At 75.3% G+C, this 17,781-nt stretch carries 17 protein-coding genes; 11 read left to right on the forward strand and 6 right to left on the reverse strand.

All coding sequences use genetic code 11. From position 1 onward, the window contains the following. The first annotated feature begins 235 nt into the window (after nt 1-235). Nucleotides 236-3,244, forward strand: a complete 3,009-nt coding sequence (locus ABD954_RS02165) for an AfsR/SARP family transcriptional regulator (protein WP_345483997.1) — start codon at nt 236-238, stop codon at nt 3,242-3,244. Nucleotides 3,245-3,458: 214 nt separating this feature from the next. On the opposite strand, the gene ABD954_RS02170 is transcribed toward ABD954_RS02165, so the two are convergent. Further along, entirely contained in the window at nt 3,459-4,400 is a 942-nt protein-coding gene (locus tag ABD954_RS02170) for a helix-turn-helix domain-containing protein (RefSeq protein WP_345483998.1), read from the reverse strand. Nucleotides 4,401-4,529: 129 nt separating this feature from the next. Here ABD954_RS02170 and ABD954_RS02175 point away from each other — a divergent pair, with 129 nt between their 5' ends. Then, nucleotides 4,530-6,020, forward strand: a complete 1,491-nt coding sequence (locus ABD954_RS02175; RefSeq protein WP_345483999.1) for an alpha/beta hydrolase — start codon at nt 4,530-4,532, stop codon at nt 6,018-6,020. A 94-nt stretch (nt 6,021-6,114) separates the two neighbouring features. Here ABD954_RS02175 and ABD954_RS02180 read toward each other — a convergent pair whose 3' ends face one another. Further along, nucleotides 6,115-6,780, reverse strand: a complete 666-nt coding sequence (locus tag ABD954_RS02180; RefSeq protein ID WP_345484000.1) for a Tat pathway signal sequence domain protein — start codon at nt 6,778-6,780, stop codon at nt 6,115-6,117. Nucleotides 6,781-7,259: 479 nt separating this feature from the next. On the opposite strand from ABD954_RS02180, the gene ABD954_RS02185 reads away from it, so the two are divergent. The 3 genes from ABD954_RS02185 (at nt 7,260) to ABD954_RS02195 (ending at nt 9,255) form a co-directional block, all read left to right on the forward strand. After that, on the forward strand, nt 7,260-7,967 hold the full coding sequence (locus tag ABD954_RS02185) for a TetR/AcrR family transcriptional regulator (protein WP_345484001.1): 708 nt from the start codon (nt 7,260-7,262) through the stop codon (nt 7,965-7,967). A 179-nt stretch (nt 7,968-8,146) separates the two neighbouring features. Beyond that, entirely contained in the window at nt 8,147-8,800 is a 654-nt protein-coding gene (locus ABD954_RS02190; protein ID WP_345484002.1) for a DUF6230 family protein, read from the forward strand. Between the two features lie 2 nt (nt 8,801-8,802). Further along, the gene (locus ABD954_RS02195) at nt 8,803-9,255 is read left to right on the forward strand and encodes a DUF6114 domain-containing protein (RefSeq protein ID WP_345484003.1); all 453 of its coding nucleotides are present in this window, start codon (nt 8,803-8,805) and stop codon (nt 9,253-9,255) included. 149 nt (nt 9,256-9,404) lie between these two features. Here ABD954_RS02195 and ABD954_RS02200 read toward each other — a convergent pair whose 3' ends face one another. Beyond that, nucleotides 9,405-9,755, reverse strand: coding sequence for a winged helix-turn-helix transcriptional regulator (locus ABD954_RS02200; RefSeq protein ID WP_345484004.1), 351 nt, complete (start codon nt 9,753-9,755; stop codon nt 9,405-9,407). Nucleotides 9,756-9,826: 71 nt separating this feature from the next. On the opposite strand from ABD954_RS02200, the gene ABD954_RS02205 reads away from it, so the two are divergent. Further along, nucleotides 9,827-10,723 (forward strand): NAD(P)-dependent oxidoreductase, encoded by an 897-nt coding sequence (locus tag ABD954_RS02205; protein WP_345484005.1) that lies wholly within the window; start codon nt 9,827-9,829, stop codon nt 10,721-10,723. An 80-nt stretch (nt 10,724-10,803) separates the two neighbouring features. Here the strand turns inward: ABD954_RS02205 and ABD954_RS02210 are convergent, their stop codons facing one another. Continuing rightward, entirely contained in the window at nt 10,804-11,385 is a 582-nt protein-coding gene (locus tag ABD954_RS02210; RefSeq protein ID WP_345484006.1) for a Type-2Aa cytolytic delta-endotoxin, read from the reverse strand. Nucleotides 11,386-11,618: 233 nt separating this feature from the next. On the opposite strand from ABD954_RS02210, the gene ABD954_RS02215 reads away from it, so the two are divergent. Both ABD954_RS02215 and ABD954_RS02220 read left to right on the forward strand, forming a co-directional pair. After that, a complete protein-coding gene (locus ABD954_RS02215; protein ID WP_345484007.1) occupies nt 11,619-12,749 on the forward strand; it encodes a YncE family protein in 1,131 nt (376 codons plus the stop codon). Between the two features lie 64 nt (nt 12,750-12,813). Beyond that, nucleotides 12,814-13,338: a nucleotide triphosphate diphosphatase NUDT15 gene (locus ABD954_RS02220; RefSeq protein WP_345484008.1), complete on the forward strand. Its 525-nt coding sequence runs from the start codon at nt 12,814-12,816 to the stop codon at nt 13,336-13,338. Here the strand turns inward: ABD954_RS02220 and ABD954_RS02225 are convergent. Then, nucleotides 13,317-13,658 carry a VOC family protein gene (locus ABD954_RS02225; RefSeq protein ID WP_345484009.1) on the reverse strand — a complete coding sequence of 114 codons (342 nt, stop codon included), beginning with the start codon at nt 13,656-13,658 and terminating at the stop codon, nt 13,317-13,319. The genes ABD954_RS02220 and ABD954_RS02225 overlap by 22 nt on opposite strands. A gap of 602 nt (nt 13,659-14,260) precedes the next feature. Here ABD954_RS02225 and ABD954_RS02230 point away from each other — a divergent pair. The 3 genes from ABD954_RS02230 (at nt 14,261) to ABD954_RS02240 (ending at nt 17,441) form a co-directional block, all read left to right on the forward strand. Next, on the forward strand, nt 14,261-15,175 hold the full coding sequence (locus ABD954_RS02230; RefSeq protein WP_345484010.1) for a DUF6585 family protein: 915 nt from the start codon (nt 14,261-14,263) through the stop codon (nt 15,173-15,175). 121 nt (nt 15,176-15,296) lie between these two features. Beyond that, nucleotides 15,297-16,514, forward strand: coding sequence for a phosphodiester glycosidase family protein (locus ABD954_RS02235; RefSeq protein ID WP_425584024.1), 1,218 nt, complete (start codon nt 15,297-15,299; stop codon nt 16,512-16,514). Between the two features lie 129 nt (nt 16,515-16,643). After that, nucleotides 16,644-17,441 (forward strand): VOC family protein, encoded by a 798-nt coding sequence (locus ABD954_RS02240; RefSeq protein ID WP_345484011.1) that lies wholly within the window; start codon nt 16,644-16,646, stop codon nt 17,439-17,441. A 144-nt stretch (nt 17,442-17,585) separates the two neighbouring features. Here the strand turns inward: ABD954_RS02240 and ABD954_RS02245 are convergent, their stop codons facing one another. Next, a complete protein-coding gene (locus tag ABD954_RS02245) occupies nt 17,586-17,780 on the reverse strand; it encodes a hypothetical protein (RefSeq protein ID WP_345484012.1) in 195 nt (64 codons plus the stop codon). Nucleotide 17,781: the final 1 nt, after the last annotated feature.

Genomic DNA, 17,781 nt, shown 5'->3' on the forward strand with positions numbered 1-17,781 from the left:
GGGCGGTCCCAGGCGGCCCGCACCGGCCGCGGCCGAAGGCTCCCGGCCGGACCCGCGGACCTTTGCGCTGGTCCGGACCGGTGCCGGACGGACCGGGGTCCGGTGCCGGTCCGGTTCCGGCCCCGGATCCGTCCGGTTCCGGCCTCTTCCGACGTCTGGAGGGTTCCGACAAAGGTCCTGGGCGCGCCGGTGGGGATACTGGGACCCCACGAAACAGAGCGACAGGGAGGGCCGGGTGGAGTTCCGCCTGCTCGGGACGGTGTCCATCGCGGCCGAGACGGGTGAACTGCCGCTCGGCCCCGCCAAGCGGCGCAGCGTGCTCGCCGCGCTGCTGCTGCGCGCCAACTCCGCCGTCCCCGTGGACCGGCTGATCGACACGGTCTGGGACGAGGACCCGCCCGCGCGGGCCCGCACCGTCGTCCAGGGACACGTCTCCCGGCTGCGGGCGCTCTTCGACCAGGGCGGCGCGGGCGACTACGGGGTCGAGCTGGCCACGCACACCCAGGCGTACGAGCTGCGCATGCCCGAGCAGCTGCTCGACACCCACCGCTTCGACGAGCTGGTCCAGCTCGCCGGGCACCAGAAGCACCCGGCGGACGCCGTCCTGATGCTCCGTGAGGCGCTGGCGCTGTGGCGCGGCCCCGCCCTGACCGGGACGGTGGCCAGCGAGCCGCTGCTCGTCGCGGCCCGGGCCCTGGAGGAGACCCGGTTGGTGACGGTCGAGCAGCTGGCCGCGGCGCACGGGCGGCTCGGCGAGCACGCGAAGGCGGCGGCCCTGCTGCGCGCGGAGGCGGCGGCGCACCCGCTGCGCGAGTCCCTGGCGGCGGCGTTGATGCTGTCGCTGTACCGGGCGGGGCACCAGTCGGACGCCCTGGACGTCTACCACCGCACGCGCACCCAGCTGGCGGAGGAGCTGGGCGTGGACCCGGGCCCGGCGCTGCGGGCCGCGTACGAGGCGGTGCTGCGGGGGCTGGCGCCCGCGGGACAGACCGTGCCCTGGCCCGAGGCCGCGTACGGGGCCCCCGGCCCGCACCCCGGCCCCTGGACCGACGGCACGTCAGGGGCCGCCGCGACGGGCGCGCCGTACGACGGCCTGCCGGGCGGCGGGCACCGGGAGGACGCTGGCCCGCGCGAGGGCATCCCGCACGCCGGCCCCGCGGGCACCGGCTCCCCCGGTCCCGCCTCCTCGGGCACCGGCACCCCCGGTCTCCGCTCCCCCGGTCCCGGCTTCCCCGGTGCCGGTCTGCCGGGCGCAGGGGCGTCCCCCGACGGCGGCGCGTCCTCGGGCGACGCCGCCTCAGCCGCCGGGCACGAGGACGGCACCGCCGGCCCGGCGGCACCCGCTCCGCCCGCCCTGCCCGCGCCGGATCTGCTGCCCCGCACCCCGCGGGGGTTCCTCGGCCGCGAGCGTGAGCTCGCGGCGCTCGACGCGGCGGTCGACACGGCCCGGGTGGCCCTGGTGACCGGCCCCGCCGGAGTCGGCAAGACCGCGCTCGCCCTGCAGTGGGCGCACCGGCGGGCCGGGGACTTCCCCGACGGCGTGCTCTACGCCGACCTGCGGGGCTTCAGCGCCGACGACGGGCTCGACGCCCTCGACGTCCTCCGGGAGTTCCTGCCCGCCCTCGGCGTGCCGCCGCGCCGGATCCCGGAGTCGCCGACGGCGGCCGCCGCGCTGTACCGGTCGCTCACCGAGGACCGGGCGCTGCTCGTCGTCCTCGACAACGTGCGCGGCGCCGACCGGGCCAGGCCCCTGCTGCCCGCCGGGGCGCACAGCGCCACCGTGGTGACCTCGCGGCTGCGGCTCGGCGGGCTCGTGGTGTCCGAGCTGGCCCGGCCGGTGCCGCTCGGCGTCCTCGGCCTCGACGAGTCCGCGGCCCTGCTCGCGGCGGCGGTCGGCACGGACCGGGTCGCGGCGGAACCGGCCGCCGCCAGGCGGCTCGCCGAACTGTGCGACGGGCTGCCGCTCGCCCTGCGGGTGACCGCTGCGCAGCTGGCCGCCCGCCCGCACTGGCGGCTCGCGGATCTCGCCGACGAACTCGCCGACGAGCAGCGGCGCCTGGCACTGCTGTCGGTGGGCGGTGCCGAGGAGGACGCCGAGGGCGCGGGCGTGGCCGCCGCGCTGCGGCTGACCGTGCAGGGCCTGCCGGCGGAGGCGGCGCGGCTGTTCCGGCAGATGGGCGTGGCGCCGGGGACGGACCTGGACCGGCACGCCGCCGCCGCGCTCCTGGACGGTACGCCGGCGGTCGCCGCGGAGGCCCTCGACCGGCTCTGCGACGCGCACCTGCTCTCCGAGTACGCGCCGGGCCGGCACACCGTGCACGACCTGGTACGGCTGTACGCGCGCAGCCTGGAACCCGACGAGGACGCGCTGCTGCGACTGCTCGACCACTACACCCTGACGGCCATGGCCGCGGCGCGGGCGGCGGAGCCGGACGACCTGCCGTGCTGCGCGGCTCCGCCGGACGCCAGGACGCCCCGTACCGCCGTGCGCTTCGCGGGCCGCGACGCGGCGCTGCTCTGGTACGCGGCCGAGCGCGACAACCTGGCGGCGGCCGTCGCCGCCGCCCGGGCGGCCGGGCACCACGACCGGGCCTGGCGGCTCGCCGTCCTGCAGTGGCCGTACATCCTGTGGAACAGCCACGACGGCTGGGTGCCGCTGCTCGAGGACGCCGTGGACTCGGCCGCGCGGGTGGACGACCCCGACGCCGAGTCCCGGGCCCGGGCGCTCCTCGGCTGGCTGCTGACCCAGGACGGCCGCCTGGCCGAGGCCCTGGTGCACCTGCGGCTCGCTCCCGCGCTCGCGGCCCGTGCGGGCGAACGGTCCAGTGAGGCGACGGCCCTGGTCAACCTCGCGGTCGCACTGGACCGGACCGGAGTGACCGAGGAGTCCCTCGCCCACACGGCACGGGCCGCCGAACTCGTCCGTGGCAGCGGTGACGTGATGACCGAACTCCTCGCCCTGGAGCACCGCGCCCGCCAGCTCCTCGCGGTGGGTGACCCGCGCGGGGCCCTCGCCTGTGCGCGCGAGGGCCTGGCGCTGGACGGCGACACCGTCAACGGCCTGGTCGGCATCCGCCAGAGCGAACTGACCGCCACGGCCGGCGCCGCCCTGCTGGACCTGGGCCGCCCCGCCGAGGCCCGTGCCACCCTCACCCGGGCTCGTGAGCTCGGTCTGGCCCACGGGTACCAGGAGAGCGTCCGCCGCGTGGAGACCCAGCTGCTCCGCATCCGCGAGACGGCCTGAGACCGGCGCGACCTCGGAACGGCGACGCACCGGGCAGCGCGCCCCCGGGAAGCGGACCTCGCGCCGTCTGACCCCGGGTCGCGCAGGGCCGGCCGGGGATCGCGCCGGTCTCCGCGCCCGTCCCGCGCCTGCCCCGCGCCCCGTCGCGCGGCCTTCTCGCGGCCTTCTCGCGGCCCGACGGAGGCCCGAGGGCCCCGGGGGAGGACCGGAGGACTCACCCGGGCCAGGTCCGGCCCGGCGGGCCCGGTGGCGGCGGGTCGAGGTCCGCCTTCAGGTCGGCGCAGAGGCGGCCGTGCAGGGCACCGGCCGTGGGGCCGGGGGTGAGGCCGGACGCGAGCTGCCAGTAGCGGCCGATCAGCGGATCGGCGCTCTTCGACAGCAGGCCGGCGAGCCGGCGACGGAAGGCGGGGCTGTCGCGGGTGCGCAGGGCGGCGGCGTACGCGGCGACGAAGCAGTCCAGTGACTGTCCGGCCCGCGTGCCGGAGGCGTCCGGCTCGGCCACGGCCAGCTCGTACGCCTCGCCCAGGCCCGCGTACAGCGCGCTCGGCCGGTGTTCGACACCCGCGAGGTGCACGACCGGGGCGGCGGCGCGGGAGACGAGGGCGTGCAGGCGGGCGAAGGCGAGCACCTGGGCGGGGGTGGGGTCGTCCGGTGGCCGCGGCACGGCCGCGTCGAGGACCGCGGCGGTGAGCGGCGCCGGCAGGCGTACGGGCAGGGTGCGCCGCCAGAAGCGCGCGAGGGCCGTCGTGTCGGGGGGCAGGGACAGCCCGCCGAGGAGCCGTAGCCGTTGCGCCCGTTCCCCCGGCGCGCAGTCCCGCAGGAGCAGCAGCGCCGCCTCCCGCCACCGCAGCGCGGCCAGCCGGCCGCGCGTCTCGTCCAGTCGGTGCGCGACGACGTCATCGAGCGCGTCCTCCTCGTCCAGGACGCGGGCCACGTCGGGGACCGGCAGGTCGAGGGTGCGCAGCGACCGGATGAGCCGTAGCCGGTCCAGCGCTTCGGGCCCGTACCGCCGGTGCCCGCCGCCGCTGCGGGCGGCCTCGGGCAGCAGCCCCCGGTCGGAGTAGAAGCGGACGGTCTTCACGGTGACGCCGGCCCGCGCGGCGAGGTCGCCGATGCTCCACGGTCCGCCGTCGTCGGTGGTGACGTCCAGTCCCATGCCGACCAGCCTACTGAGGGTCCGTCAGCGCTCCGGCGCCGGCTTCCGTGTTGAACCTCCCCCAGGGGGAGTTCCTACGGTTCCGGCGCGACGCGAGGCGACGCGAAGGACAGCGCAGAGGAGAGCGTGATGGCCGTTTTCGTGCTGGTGTCGGGGCCCTTCACCGGAGGGTGGGTGTGGCAGGAGGTGGTGGGACGGCTGCGGGCGGCCGGGGCCGAGGCGTACGCGGTGACGCTGTCCGGCATGGAGAAGAAGGCGGGGACCGCGGGCGTCCCGGCCGGGGAGGTGGATCTGGAGGCCCATGTCGAGGACGTGGTGCGGGTGATCGACGGCATCGGGGCCCGTGAACTCGTCCTCGTGGGGCACGACTACGGGATCCATCCGGTGCTCGGGGCCGCCGACCGGCGGCCGGACCGGTGCGGGCGGGTGGTGTTTCTGGACGCGGGGATGCCGGCGGACGGCGATCCGGCGGCGGCATCGCTCCCGGACGGTTCCGTCGCGGGTGCGGCCGACGGTCTCGTCCCGGCCCCCTCGGGCGGGCGGTGGGAGCGTTGGGGCAGCACGGCGGGCCTGTCGGCCGGGGACCTGGCGCGGCTCGACCGGCTGGCCGTGCCGCAGCCGGTGCGGACGCTGACCCAGCCGCTGCGGCTCACCGGCAGCCCCTTCGACCGGCCGGTGACGGGCGTGCTGTGCACCGCGAACGGTTCGGGGATCTCGATGGTGGAGATGCTGGTGGCGTCGGGCCCGCCACGGTTCGCGGTGCTCGCCGGTCCCCGCGTGGGCTTCTTCGAACTGGACACCGGCCACTGGCCGATGCTCTCCGCGCCCGGCCCGCTGGCCGACGTGCTGCTGCGGGCCGCGATCGGCGAGGGGACGCGGCTGACCGTCCCGGACGCGGCGACGCCGCCCGCGCACGCGGGGTCCTTCCTCCTCGACGAGCCGGAGCGGCCCCGGGTGCGCCGGGGCCGGGTCGATCTGCACCTCCCGGAGGCCGGGGGCCCGCGTCCGGCGGTGCTGTTCGTGCACGGCGGCCCCGTGTCCGCGGAGCAGCGGCCCACGCCGCGCGACTCGGCGACGTTCCTCGGGTACGGGCGTCTCGTGGCGGGCCAGGGCCTGGTCGGTGCCACCCTGGACCACCGGCTGTACGGGCTCGGGGCCTTTCCGCGGGCGGCCGGGGACCTCGCGGAGGCGGTGGAGCTGGTCCGGGCGGACCCGCGGGTCGACGGGGAGCGGATCGCGCTGTGGTTCTTCTCCGCCGGCGGTCTGCTCGCGGCGGACTGGCTGGCGCAGGCGCCGCCGTGGTTGCGGTGCGTGGCGCTGACCTGTCCGCTCCTCGCGCCGCCGCCGGACTGGCGCGCGGTGCCCGCCCGGTTCGATCCGGTGAGGGCGGTGGGGGCGTCGGGCCCGCCGGTCGTGCTGACCCGGGCGGGCCTGGAGAACCCGGTGTTCCAGGCGACGGTCGACGCCTTCCGTGCCGCCGCCGACCGCTCGGGCGCCACCGTCGACCTGATCGACGTCCCCACGGCCCGCCACGGCTTCGAGACCCTGGACCACACCGAGGAGACCCGGGCGGCGGTGCGCCGCGCGGCGCGGGCGGTGCGGCGGTACGTGACGGGGTGAGCGTACGGGTTCGCCGGACGGTCCGGTGCGGGGCGGACCGAAGGGGCGGCGCCGGTGGCCTCGCGGTCCGGTGCCGCCCCGCCCCGCGGGGGCGTCAGTTCACGAACACCACCGGGCTGCCGGCCTGGCTGGTGTCGCGCACCGGTCCGTACTTGGCGCTGAAGTAGCCGTTGGCCGGACAGGTGGACGGGCCGCTGTACTTGGTGAAGAGCTGGTTGGAGAAGGTGAGCGAGTTGTCGGCGTTGTTCGGCGTGGCCGTGAGGCTGCCGGCCCGGTAGACGCAGGTCGTGACGCCCAGAATGGTGTTGATCTTCAGGGTCGTCTGGATCGGGCCCGCGGCGCCCGCGGAGACGGTGAGGCCGCTCGCGGAGGCCACGGCCGCGGCGAACGGCAGGTTGTTGACGGTGATGCTCTGCACGCCGGTGGCGCCGGTGATGTTGGTGGTGCAGCTGCTGAGGGTGTGGGCGGTGACCGTCTCCGTGGCCGTACCGGGGGCGGTCGGGTTGCTGTTCACGGTGGCGGTGAAGGCGGAGCTGTTGCAGGTGATGCCGGTGCTGCCGCCCAGGGTGGTGGCTATCTTCGCCTGGGACCCGGAGGCCAGGGAGGCGGAGAGCACGTCACCGGCGGCGACGGCGGTGCCGCCCGCGCTGCCGGTGGTCAGGACGTTGCCGGCGGAGGCGGTCGCGGAGGCGGAGGCGGTCACCGCGAGCACGGTGGCGACGGCGGCTCCGAAGGCCGCGGAGAGAGCACGCTTGTCCATGGGGGTTCCTTTCGCACGATGGCGGAGGGTGGAAGAACGCGATGGTCGGCGTGGGTGCGGTGGGCGCACGGGGGACGTACGCACACCGCTGGAGGTACGAGGGGGTGCGCCGTGGTGGGGATCACGCACCGGCACGCGCCGGTCGCGGCTCCGGCGTCGCCGGGGCCGCCGGCGAGGACGCCGGGGGCGACGGGGACACCGCTGGAGACGGCGAGAGGCGTGGGCACGGTGGCGTGGTGACACGGCGGCACCATGAGGGCGACGGCCGCCGCCGGAACGATCCGGCGCCACGGATCTCCGGCAGCGGTGTCGCGATACGGGGTGGAGCGTAATACTCGGTGTGCGGTGCGCGGCGGCGGCGCATCCCGTCCCACTGGGGTGCGGCTCCACCGGATCGCCCGGAGCACCGAGAGGAAAACCCACGAGGGTTGTAATCCTGTCGAGTATGTGACGTCAACAACCGCAGAAGGATGTGGCCGATGACGAGCGTTCGCGGCGCCGAGGAGGAACTGGTCCTGCCGGGAGCCCGCACGGGCCGCGAGCCCGAGCGCTCGCTGCGCCCCGGTCCGCGCCGGCTGACCCCCGAGCAGGTGGCCTCCCGTCAGCGGGAGCGGCTCCTCGACGGTGTGGCCCGCACGGTCGCGGCGAACGGCTACACGGGCGCGCGGATCAGTGACATCTGCCGGACCGCCGGGGTGACCCGTCCGGTGTTCTACGAGCTGTTCTCCGGCAAGGAGGACGCGGTGCTCGCCGCGTACCGGGGCGGGACGCAGACCGTGGTGCGGGCCATGCAGCGGGCCTACGACGAGGCCGGTGGGGCGGGCGACTGGCCGGTGGCGGTGCGGGCCGGGCTGCGGGTGCTGCTGACCCTGCTGGCGCAGACGCCGGCCTTCGCCACGATGGTGGTGGAGATCGAGTCCGTCGGGCCCGCGGGGCGCCGGGCCCGGACCGAACTTCTGGCCGATTTTCGTCGGTTCTTCGCGGACGCGCCGCCGGGCCCGCCCGGCGTGGAGCGGGCGGAGCTGGTGGACACGGTGGTCGGCGCGGTGCACGCGGCGGTGCACCGGGCGGTCGACGAGGGCCGGTTCACGGAAGCGGGCGCGGGGCCCGGCGGGCTTCCCGGTCTCCTGGACGTGCTCGTGCACGTCGTCGTGACGCCCTTCGCCCGGCCCGATGATCCTGAATGATCGTCAACAGGCTTTTGTTACTGACTAGTTGACGCGAGTTATAACCGCGCGTACGGTCCGTTTCGGTTCCCTGCGGCACGGCCGCCTCCGCACGAGTCCGGGAAGACCCAGGTGGATGGGGAACCGTCCGCGCCAGGACGTCGCCGCGCTCTGTTTCCTCATCACGTCAGGAGCACCGCATGGCCCTGTCCGACGACCCCACCGACCCCGTCTCCCCGCCCTCCCCGGGCGACGCGGAGCGTGGCGGCGGGGTCCGCTACCGCCGCGCCGCCCTCATGGGCGTGCCCGCGCTCCTCGCCGCGAGCACCCTGGTGGTGCTCACCGCGCAGGGTGCCCTGGCCGCCCAGTTCGCCATCTCCGGCATGCCGTTCACCGTGACCGCCGACACCCTGGAGGGCACCGGCTTCGGACAGTTCGGAGCCCTGGACAACATGGCCGAGGGCAGCCCGAACGCCGGTGACACCGGTGGCCAGGTGCTGGTCATCGTGACCGCGATCCGCGAGGCCAAGCTCACCAACCTGTGCCAGAGCGTGGAGCTCGGCGGCACGCATCTGCTGATCACGGCCGGCAACCGCGGCGTCCCGGTCAAGGCGTCCGGTCTGACCACCGACTCGACGGCGATGGCCGCCAAGCTGGCGGAGTTCGACAACATCGAGATCGGCGGCGACGCCAGCACCTTCGACAAGCCACCGGTGAAGGGCCCGCTGGGCTCGTTCGGCCAGCAGGCGGACACCGTGCGCATCAAGAACGTGCGGCAGACCAACTACGCCACCACGGCGACCCGGTTCACCCTGCCCGACCTGCACATGGGCTTCAGCTCGAAGGGCTGCTGAGCGTGGCGCCGGGCACGGACGGGGCCCTCGCGGCACCGGCGGCGGGCCGCCGCCGGCACCTCTGGCAGGACTTCCGGCGGTGGCGGCACCGCCGTCCGTTCGGGGCGGGCCTCGCGCTGGCGCTCGGCGGTGCGGAGATCCTGGTGACCCAGCGGGCCAGCGTGTCGGTGGTCCTCGCGGCCGGCGCGGACAGCCTGGCGGGCTATGTGCTGCCGATCATGATGGTGGTCTGCGGAGTGCTCATCGTGGTCAACCCCCGCCAGCGGCTGTTCTATTCGGTGATCGGTGTGCTGGCGTCGCTCGCGAGCTGGGTGACGTCCAACCTCGGCGGGTTCTTCGTCGGCATGCTGCTCGGTCTGGTGGGCAGCTCGCTGGCCTTCGGCTGGCTGCCCGACCGGCCCCGGCGCCGCTCGTGGCTGCGCCGGGGCCGCCGCCGCACTCAGGAGGCCGGCTAGCCGGCCCGCCCCTCTTGTCGGTCACTGGCGCCCGCCCTTCCCCGGTCGGGCGCCACACCCACTTTTTTGTGGGTACTTGTGACGCCCCGGCCCCCGGGAGAACCTGGTGGTGGCCGAGGGAAAGGAGAGGCACGAGGAAAGCGGCCGCCTCAGGACACGGCGCGTTCCGCGACGAGCCGGTCCAGCCGGCGGTGGCCCCAGTCCGACAGCGGAGCCAGCGCCTCGGAGAGCTCGCGGCCCTCGACGGTCAGCGAGTAGACAGTCTTCGGCGGCAGTACGTCGTATACCTCGCGGTGCACCAGACCGTCGTCCTCCATCTCGCGCAGCGCCTGGGTCAGCACCTTCTCGCTGATCTCCGGGATCCTCCGGCGCAGTTCGCCGGGCCGGTGCGGGCCGGATTCGAGCAGCCACAGCAGCAGTGTCTTCCACTTGCCGTCGATCACCGCGACGGCGGCGGTGACACCGCACACGTTCGTCTCTCTGCTCCGCATGCGCGCCATCGTTCGCGTCCTTCTCTTCTCTCGGTTGCTCACATTCTTCCATCCTGCCTGCACGACAAGGGAGTTCCCTCATGTCCTCTTCCCCGCAGTCCGCGCCGGAGCGGTCCGTCACCGTGATCGGGCTCGGCCCCATGGGCCGTGCGCTCGCCGGCGCCTTCCTAGCCGCGGGTGTCCGCACCACCGTGTGGAACCGCACCCCGGGCCGGGACCGCGACCTGGTCGCGCGGGGCGCGACGGGGGCCGCGAGCGCCGCCGAGGCGGTCGCGGCGAGCCCGCTGACCGTGATCTGCCTGGTCAACTACGACGCCACGGACGCCGTGCTGCGCCAGGAGGAGGTGACCGCCGCCCTCGGGGGCCGCACGCTGGTGAACCTGAGCGCGGACGTCCCCGAGCGCGCACGCGACACCGGGCGGTGGGCCGCCGAGCACGGCATCGCCTATCTCGACGGCGCGATCATGACCCCGACCACGACCATCGGCACCCCCCAGGCCGTGTTCCTGCACAGCGGACCCGCCGGCCTCTACGGGGAGCACCGCCCGGTGCTGGACGCGCTGGGCGGCACGCACACCCACCTCGGCGAGGACGTCGGCCGGGCGGCGGCGTACGACATCGCGCTGCTCGACATCTTCTGGACCGCCATGGCGGGCTACGGGCACGCGCTCGCGCTCGCCGCCGCCGAGGGCGTCACGGCCGGTGAACTGGCCCCGTTCGCGCAGGGCATCGGTGCGATCCTGCCGCCGGTGTTCCAGGAATGGGCGGAGGACGTGGAGAAGGGCACCTTCTCCGGCGAGGGCAATCCGCTCACGTCCGCGGTGTCCTCGATGGCGCACGTCGTGCATGCCTCCGAGTCGCACGGCATCGACGCGGGCGTGATGCGGGCCGCCGAGGGCCTGGCCCGGCGCGCGGTGGGGCTCGGCCACGGCGCCGACGGCTTCTCCCGGATCACCGAGGTCCTCGGGCGCCGCTGAGCCGGGGGCTCCTCGTCACCGTCCGGTGCGCGGGGGCGGCCGGGGCCCGGGACGGCGGGCCGTGACGGGTGACGGGGAGGTCAGGCGGCGACGGGGGCGAGGTCCTGGCGGACGACGATCGCGTTGAGCCGGAGGGCGAACGGGGCGGTGTCGGTCATCCGCAGGGCGCCGACGCGGGCCTTGTCGAGGCCGATGGTGACGTCGATGCAGAAGGCGATGGCGTACAGGTACGCGCCGGTCTCCTCGTCCTGGAGGGCGAAGAGGAGGTCGCGGTAGTAGCGGGTGCGGTCGGGGGCCTCCTCGTAGTAGGAGAGGCCGGGCATGCCCTCCTGGTCGGCGAGGCCGGTGAAGGCGGTGACGAGCTCGCGCTCGATGGTGTCCCAGAACGACGCCTCCGCCGACTCGGGCGGCAGGGCCTGGCGTACGGCCTCCTTCAGGGAGAGCACCATCACGAGGACGGGAGCCTCCTCCTGGAGGCCCCAGCCGCGCACCATCCTGACGACGGTGCTGTCGGGGACGGCCGCGGCGGCGTCGCGGATGTGGTCGAAGTCGAAGTTCACGGTGGCGGGGGCGATGGCCTCCTGAAAGGCGCGGCCGAGGGCCTCCGCCTGGGCGAGGTGGGCGGGCCCCACCTCGATGACCGTCCTGAAGCTCGCGGCCAAGACTCCTCCTGAGGTTTTTCAACATTCTGTTGATTCAAGGAGGCGTCAGTATGTCCGTGCCCGGCGGTCCCCGGCAATCCTGCGCGTGCCACGGCCGTCGTCCGGGGCACCGACCCCGGGGTCAGCCGATCGGCTGACCCCGGGGCGCCGGGAGCGGACGGAGCATGGGAAGGGGGCGGGCCGTCCGGTGCGCTCCCGCCGTCCCCACGTCTCGCCCTCCGGGAGCTCCGCCGATGAACCGACCCCGCGCCCTCGCCGTGCTGGCCGCCTCCGCCGCCCTGCTCGCGGGCTGCGCCCAGGGCGGCGGGGAGCCCGCCCGGTCCGCCGGGAGCCGCCCGGCGACGGCCGCGCCCTCCGCCGTTCACGCGGTTCCCTCGCCGTCGGGCCGTACCCCCGCCGGCACGCTCCTGGTGACCGACTTCGGCTCCGACACCGTCACCTTCGTGGACCCGGCCAGGGGTCCGTTCGCCTCCGTGGCGGTGGGCACCGCCCCCTACGGCGTGGCAGTCGGCGCCGACGGCCGCGCCTGGGTGTCCACGGCCGAGGGGGTGGCCGTCGTGGACACCCGCACCCGCACCCGCCTCGCGCTCGTGCCGTACCGGACCGCGTCGGGCCCCGTAACCGACGGCGAGTACCGGGGCGGCGGCATGGGCATCGCACTCTCCCCGGACGGGCGCCTGGCCTACGTCGGCGTCAACGTGCCCGGCGGCAACGGCACCCTGGAGGTGATCGACACCGCCTCGCTGAAGGTCACCGACCGGGTGCCGGTCGGCCGGCGCCCCTTCGACGTGGACGTCTCGCGCGACGGCGCGGAGGTGTACGCCACCGGCCACGACTCCTTCGACGTGACCGCGGTCCGGGCCGACGGCCTCAGGACCCGCCGGATCGAGGTGGCCCCCTACGGCACCGAGGGCGGACTCGGCTCCTGGCTGAAGCCGCACTACGCGGCCGTACGGCCCTCGGACGGACGGCTCCTGCTGCCCTTCGAGGGCGAACGGCTCGTGGTGGTCGATCCGGGCACCGGCCGCTCGGAGATCCTGCCGATGACGGCGAACACCCACCAGCACGGTGTGACGGTCACCCCCGACGGCACCCTGCTGACCGTCGGTACGGGTCCCGTCGACCCGGCCACCGACCGCGGGCCCTCGCTCACCGTCCGGGCGCCCGACGGCACCGAGCGCGTCTTCCCGCTGGAAGGCCCCCACGAGAACGTCGCCGTGTCCCGGGACGGCCGCACCGCCTACGTCACCGGCGGCTTCACCCGCGACGGCTTCTGGGACGGCCTGACGGTCGTCGACCTGTCGGACGGCTCCGCGCGGCGCCTGCCGGCGGGCTCGCGCCCGCTCGGCGTCGCGGTCCTGTGACGCCCGCGCCGGCGCCATGGTGTTGGCTGGGACCCGCAGCCGATCCCGCAGGAGGAGAACCGTCATGACCGTCGCCGCCCACCGCAACGCCCAGCCGCCCGACGCGCAGGCATCCCTGGGCGCGGGCGTGGTGGTGACCGACGGCGCCGGCCGGGTGCTGCTCGGGCTGCACCGCTCGGGGGTGTGGGAACTGCCCGGCGGCAAGGTCGAGCCGGGCGAGTCCATCGAGCAGGCGGCGGTACGGGAACTCGCCGAGGAGACCACGCTGGTGGCCTCGCCGGACGACGTCTCGGTCATCGGTCTGGTCCTCGACACCGCGACCTCCGCCGAGCTGACCCGGCTGACGGCGGCGACGGTCGTCCGCGCCCACACCGGCACGCCGGCCGTGGCCGAGCCCGACAAGATCGACCGCTGGGAGTGGTTCCCGCCCGACCGGCTGCCGGAGTCGCTCTTCCTCCCCTCGGCCCAGGCCCTGGGTTTCTGGCTGCCCGGACTGCCGCTGCCAGAGGGCCCGTTCCACCGGTACGCGATGGACCCGGCCCCCCGTGGGCCGGGGCGGGGACGGGGTCAGGACCCCACGTACTCGTAGACACCGCCGTGCGGGTGCCGCAGCACCGCTCGGTGCCCGTTCGGGGTCGGTACGGCGGGCGCGACGACCTCCGCGCCGGCCGCCACGGCTTCCGCCACCGCCTCGGACACGTCCGCGACGGTCAGCGTGGCGGCTACCCGGGCCACCTGGGACACGGCCTCGTCCGGGCCGCTGAAGAGCAGGAAAGGTCCGACGGCGGCCAGGCTGACCCCGGCGAAGGCGAAGCGGTTCGCGGGCGCGCCGGTCAGCTTCTCGTAGAAGGCCACGGCCGCGTCGAGGTCGTCCACGCGCTGCCGCGTGACCACGGAATCTATACGCATGCCCATGATCGTCTCATCGCGTGCCGACCGCCGGGAAGAGCGGCAGGGCGAGGAAGAAGCGGTCGGGGCAGGGCGAGGAGCCGGGTGGACGGGCGGGGCCGCGCCGCGCCGCCGGTTTCGCGGGCACGCGTCCCACGCTGCCGTTTCAAGCGGACATGAAGTCGAGCGAACAGCCGTGTGTCTCCGCGGTGTTGGAGCATCGGCGCGCCGGCCGGCCGCTGCGGGCGCGTCCCGCACGTGCCGCGGCACCGGCAGAGCGTCGGGCTGCTGGATCCGGTGCGGGACGCGGCGGGGCGGCGGACGTGGCGCGGAAGGCGGTGATCCCGCGGGCGACGGAGGCGGGGCTCTCGCTCGCCCCGATCGGCACGCTGCCGGCGGCGCCCGGCCCGGCGGGGAACGGCCCGGCGGGGAACGGGAGGCGCTGCGGGCCGCCGTGCGGTGCGCCGATATCGCCGCGGCCCGCGCCCAGTTGGGGCTCGTCGAGTGCGCGCCGGGCTGCGCGCACACCGACGTGGCCGGCGGCCCGGACTTCCGCCGTGCGGTCGCCGGGGCTCTGGCAGGGAGGGACGGCCGCTGTCATGATGCCGACGGGGGGATGCGCCATGGGGGAGCACGACCGGGTGACGGTGCCTCCGCCGGACGAGACGGCGACGCGGGCCGCGCGGGAGGCGGAGCTCGGGGTCTATCTGCGCGGGTTCCGCGCCCGGCACGACGCGGACGACTACGATGAGGACGACCGTGACCAGGACGGCTGCGCCGAGGACGGGCGACGGCCGGGGCGCCGGGGGACCCTGACGCGGCTCTGCGTGCTCCTGCTCGCCGGCGCGTCCCTGCTGCTGCCCGCCGTGGCGACGCGGCTGGTGGGGCCGGAGCTCGGAGTGCCCCTGCTCCTGGTGCCGTTCGGGGCCCTGGCCCGGTTCCTGTGGCGGTCGTTCCGCGTCACCACGCCGTCGCTGCGGCCCGGGGAGTACGTGTACCTGTACGAGCGGGGGCTGGTCTGCCCGGGCGAGGGCGGCACGGCGCGGGCGGTGCCCTGGCGGTCCGTCACCGCCATGCACCAGGACGTCACGCGCACGTACGTGAACGGCGGCTACACCGGCACCCACTACGCGTACCGGCTGCGCACCGGCGCGCGGTGCGGGGTGACCGTCGGCGGGTTCCTCGACGAGGAGACGGCGGTGCCGCGGGCGGGTGATCCGCAGATCCGCGAGCTGGCCCAGATCGTCCTGGACGAGACGGTGCGGCGGGCGCTGCCCCCGGCGGTCACGGCCCTGGAGGAGGGCGAGCGGGTCGTGTTCGGCGAGGTGGCGCTGCACGCGGAGGGCATCGCGCTGCCGTCGGGGACGGCGCCGTGGGAGCGGGTGCGGCGGCTGGAGTGGCGCGGGGACGGGCTGGTCGTGGTGCGGACCGCGGGGGCCGGGCGCTGGGCGCGCGAGGCGAAGGACATCCCCGATTTCCCGGTGTTCTGGACGCTGGCGAAGGAGTTGTTCCCGCACGCGCGCGAGTTCCGCCGCTGAGGTGTGTCCGGATCGCGCGTCACTCGAACGGGCGTCTGGCCAACTCCCGCTGTTGTTGGGACATTGGAGGGAGCGCCAGGGGGCCTGGGGTGTCGGGGACGCCGGTGAGCCGGGGGGATCTGTGACGTGTCGACGGACGCGGCCGCGCGAGGTCGTGGCCCTGCTGGTCGTCTGGTGCGCGGTGGCCCTGGGGCTCGCGCCCGAAGCGGTCGCGGCGCCCCGGCAGGAGCCGGCGCCGGGCGTCGCCTACCGCAGCTTCGAGACCACGGCGGCGCACGGGAGGGTCCGGGTGCATCTGCTCTCCGTCGACCTGCGCCACGCGGGCGTCGAGGTCGATCTGCTGCACCCGGGGGTGGTGGCGGCGCGGGCGCCGCTGTCCCGGCTGGCGGACGCCAGTGGAGCGGTCGCCGGGATCAACGGGGACTTCTTCCACATGTCGGAGACGCAGCACCCGGGCGTGGAGGCGACCGGCGCGCCGGTCGGGCCCGCCGTCGCCGGCGGGCGCGAGCTGAAGGCGGCGGTGCCGCGGGGACAGCGCTTCGGGCCGGCGCTGCCGACGGGGACGGGGACGCGGGAGGTGCTCGGCGTCGGGACCGACCGCCGGGCCCGGATGGACCGGCTGGTCCTGGACGGGGCGGTCGACGCCCCGCAGGGCTCCTTCCCGCTGGGCGGGCTCAACCAGTACGCGCTGCCCGTGGGGTCCGTCGGCGCGTACACCGCCGACTGGGGCGACGCCTCACGGAAGCGCGCGGTGTGCGGGACGGACACCGACCGGGCGGCGCCCTGCTCCACGGAGACGTACGAGGTGACGGTGCGCGGCGACCGGGTGGTGGCCGTGTCGGACGCCCCGGGACGCGGCCCGGTCGCGCGGGACACCGAGGTCCTGGTGGGCCGGGAGGCGGGTGCCCGGCGGCTGCGGGCGCTGGCCGTCGGCGACCGGGTGAAGGTCCGCCACCGCCTGGTCGCGGAGGACTCCCGCGTGCCGTACCGCTTCGCCGTCGGCGGCCATCCGCTGCTGCGCGACGGCACGCCGCTGTCCGGCCTGGACCGGGTCACCCCGGCGGTGCGGACGGCGGCGGGCATCACGGACGGCGGCCGGGGACTGCTGCTGATGGCCCTGGACGGCTCGCCGGGCCTCCGGAGCGGGATGACGCTCGCCGAGGTCGCGGAGCTGCTCGCGCGGGAAGGCGCGCACGACGGATTCGGGCTGGACGGCGGCGGCTCGTCGACGCTGGTCGCGCGGGCGGCGGGCGAGACGTCGGTGACCGTGCGCAACCACCCGAGCGGAGGCATCGAGCGGCCCGTGCCGAACGGTGTCGGTGTCTTCTCGCGCCGCTGAGCGGGCCGGAGGCGAAGCCGCCGGGGCGGGCGGCCCCGGCGGCTGCGGTGGGTCACCGAGCGGACCGCGCCGGGCATGGCTAGCGTGGCCGGTGAGACAGAGACGTCATCGATCGGAAGCGAGTACGTCATGCCCTCACGACCTGAAGGCACCCCGGTCTGGACCGACGCGATGTTCACCGACATCGAGGGCGCGAAGTCGTTCTACGGCGACGTGCTCGGCTGGACCTTCGGCGAGTCCTCCTCGGAGTACGGCAACTACACCCAGGCCTACAAGAACGGCAAGGCCGTCGCGGCGGTGGTGCCGCCGATGCCCGGCCAGGACGGCGAGCCCAAGTCGGCCTGGTGTCTCTACTTCGCCTCTCCCGACGTCGCCGCCACGGCCGAGAAGATCCGGCAGGCGGGCGGGGCGGTCCTGATGGAGCCCATGCAGGTGGGCGAATTCGGCTCCATGTGCCTCGGGCAGGACCCGTCGGGCGTGGTGTTCGGCGTCTGGCAGCCCGGGACCCACGAGGGCTTCGAGCTGGAGGGCGAGCCGGGCAGCTACGTCTGGGCCGAGGTGTTCACCCGCGAGCCGGAGAAGGCCGACGACTTCTTCACCCGGGTCTTCGGCTTCCACTCGAAGAAGATCAAGGACGAGCACATGGACTACCGGGTCTTCGACCTCGGTGCCGATCCGCTGCTCGGCCGGATGGTGATGACGGCGGACGACTTCCCGGCCGACATCCCCGCCTACATCCAGATCTACTTCGCCGTCGACAACTGCGACAAGGCCGTCGAGGCGGCCGAGCGGGCCGGCGGCCGGAAGGTGTTCGGTCCGATGGACAGCCCCTTCGGCCGGTTCGCGGCGCTGCTCGACCCGCAGGGGGCGGCGTTCGCGGTGATCGACGTGCGGACGACCGTCGGCGAGATGCCCGAGATGGAGTGACCCGCACTCCCCCGTCGTACGCGTCGATGCCCGGGACCAGGAAGGTCTCGGGCATCGGCATGGCGCGGCCGTCCCGGCCGAGGGCTACCGGGGAGCGGTCTTCGCGGGGCCGGCGTTCTCCGGGCCGGGGGCGTCGTGGAACGGTCAGGGTCTGAGGCTGGAGACGACGTTGGCGGTGGCGGCCACGCCGTTCTGGATGGTGGGCGCCATGCTGGTGCTCGCCAGGAAGAAGCCGAGCAGCGCGCAGACGATGGCGTGCGAGAGCTTCAGGCCGCCGCTGCGGAGAAAGATCACGGCCAGGATCAGCAGAAGCAGTACCACGGACACGGAAATGGCCATC

Origin of the sequence: Streptomyces roseoviridis (assembly GCF_039535235.1) — a bacterium.
Lineage (GTDB): Bacteria > Actinomycetota > Actinomycetes > Streptomycetales > Streptomycetaceae > Streptomyces > Streptomyces roseoviridis.

Excerpts from the sequence above, each read along its gene's own strand:
- ABD954_RS02215 (WP_345484007.1), top strand. The coding sequence starts at position 11,619 with ATGAACCGACCCCGCGCCCTCGCCGTGCTGGCCGCCTCCGCCGCCCTG.
- ABD954_RS02245 (WP_345484012.1), bottom strand. The coding sequence starts at position 17,780 with ATGGCCATTTCCGTGTCCGTGGTACTGCTTCTGCTGATCCTGGCCGTG.
- ABD954_RS02180 (WP_345484000.1), bottom strand. The coding sequence starts at position 6,780 with ATGGACAAGCGTGCTCTCTCCGCGGCCTTCGGAGCCGCCGTCGCCACC.
- ABD954_RS02175 (WP_345483999.1), top strand. The coding sequence starts at position 4,530 with ATGGCCGTTTTCGTGCTGGTGTCGGGGCCCTTCACCGGAGGGTGGGTG.
- ABD954_RS02200 (WP_345484004.1), bottom strand. The coding sequence starts at position 9,755 with ATGGCGCGCATGCGGAGCAGAGAGACGAACGTGTGCGGTGTCACCGCC.
- ABD954_RS02205 (WP_345484005.1), top strand. The coding sequence starts at position 9,827 with ATGTCCTCTTCCCCGCAGTCCGCGCCGGAGCGGTCCGTCACCGTGATC.
- ABD954_RS02240 (WP_345484011.1), top strand. The coding sequence starts at position 16,644 with ATGCCCTCACGACCTGAAGGCACCCCGGTCTGGACCGACGCGATGTTC.
- ABD954_RS02230 (WP_345484010.1), top strand. The coding sequence starts at position 14,261 with ATGGGGGAGCACGACCGGGTGACGGTGCCTCCGCCGGACGAGACGGCG.
- ABD954_RS02185 (WP_345484001.1), top strand. The coding sequence starts at position 7,260 with ATGACGAGCGTTCGCGGCGCCGAGGAGGAACTGGTCCTGCCGGGAGCC.
- ABD954_RS02190 (WP_345484002.1), top strand. The coding sequence starts at position 8,147 with ATGGCCCTGTCCGACGACCCCACCGACCCCGTCTCCCCGCCCTCCCCG.
- ABD954_RS02220 (WP_345484008.1), top strand. The coding sequence starts at position 12,814 with ATGACCGTCGCCGCCCACCGCAACGCCCAGCCGCCCGACGCGCAGGCA.
- ABD954_RS02225 (WP_345484009.1), bottom strand. The coding sequence starts at position 13,658 with ATGCGTATAGATTCCGTGGTCACGCGGCAGCGCGTGGACGACCTCGAC.
- ABD954_RS02170 (WP_345483998.1), bottom strand. The coding sequence starts at position 4,400 with ATGGGACTGGACGTCACCACCGACGACGGCGGACCGTGGAGCATCGGC.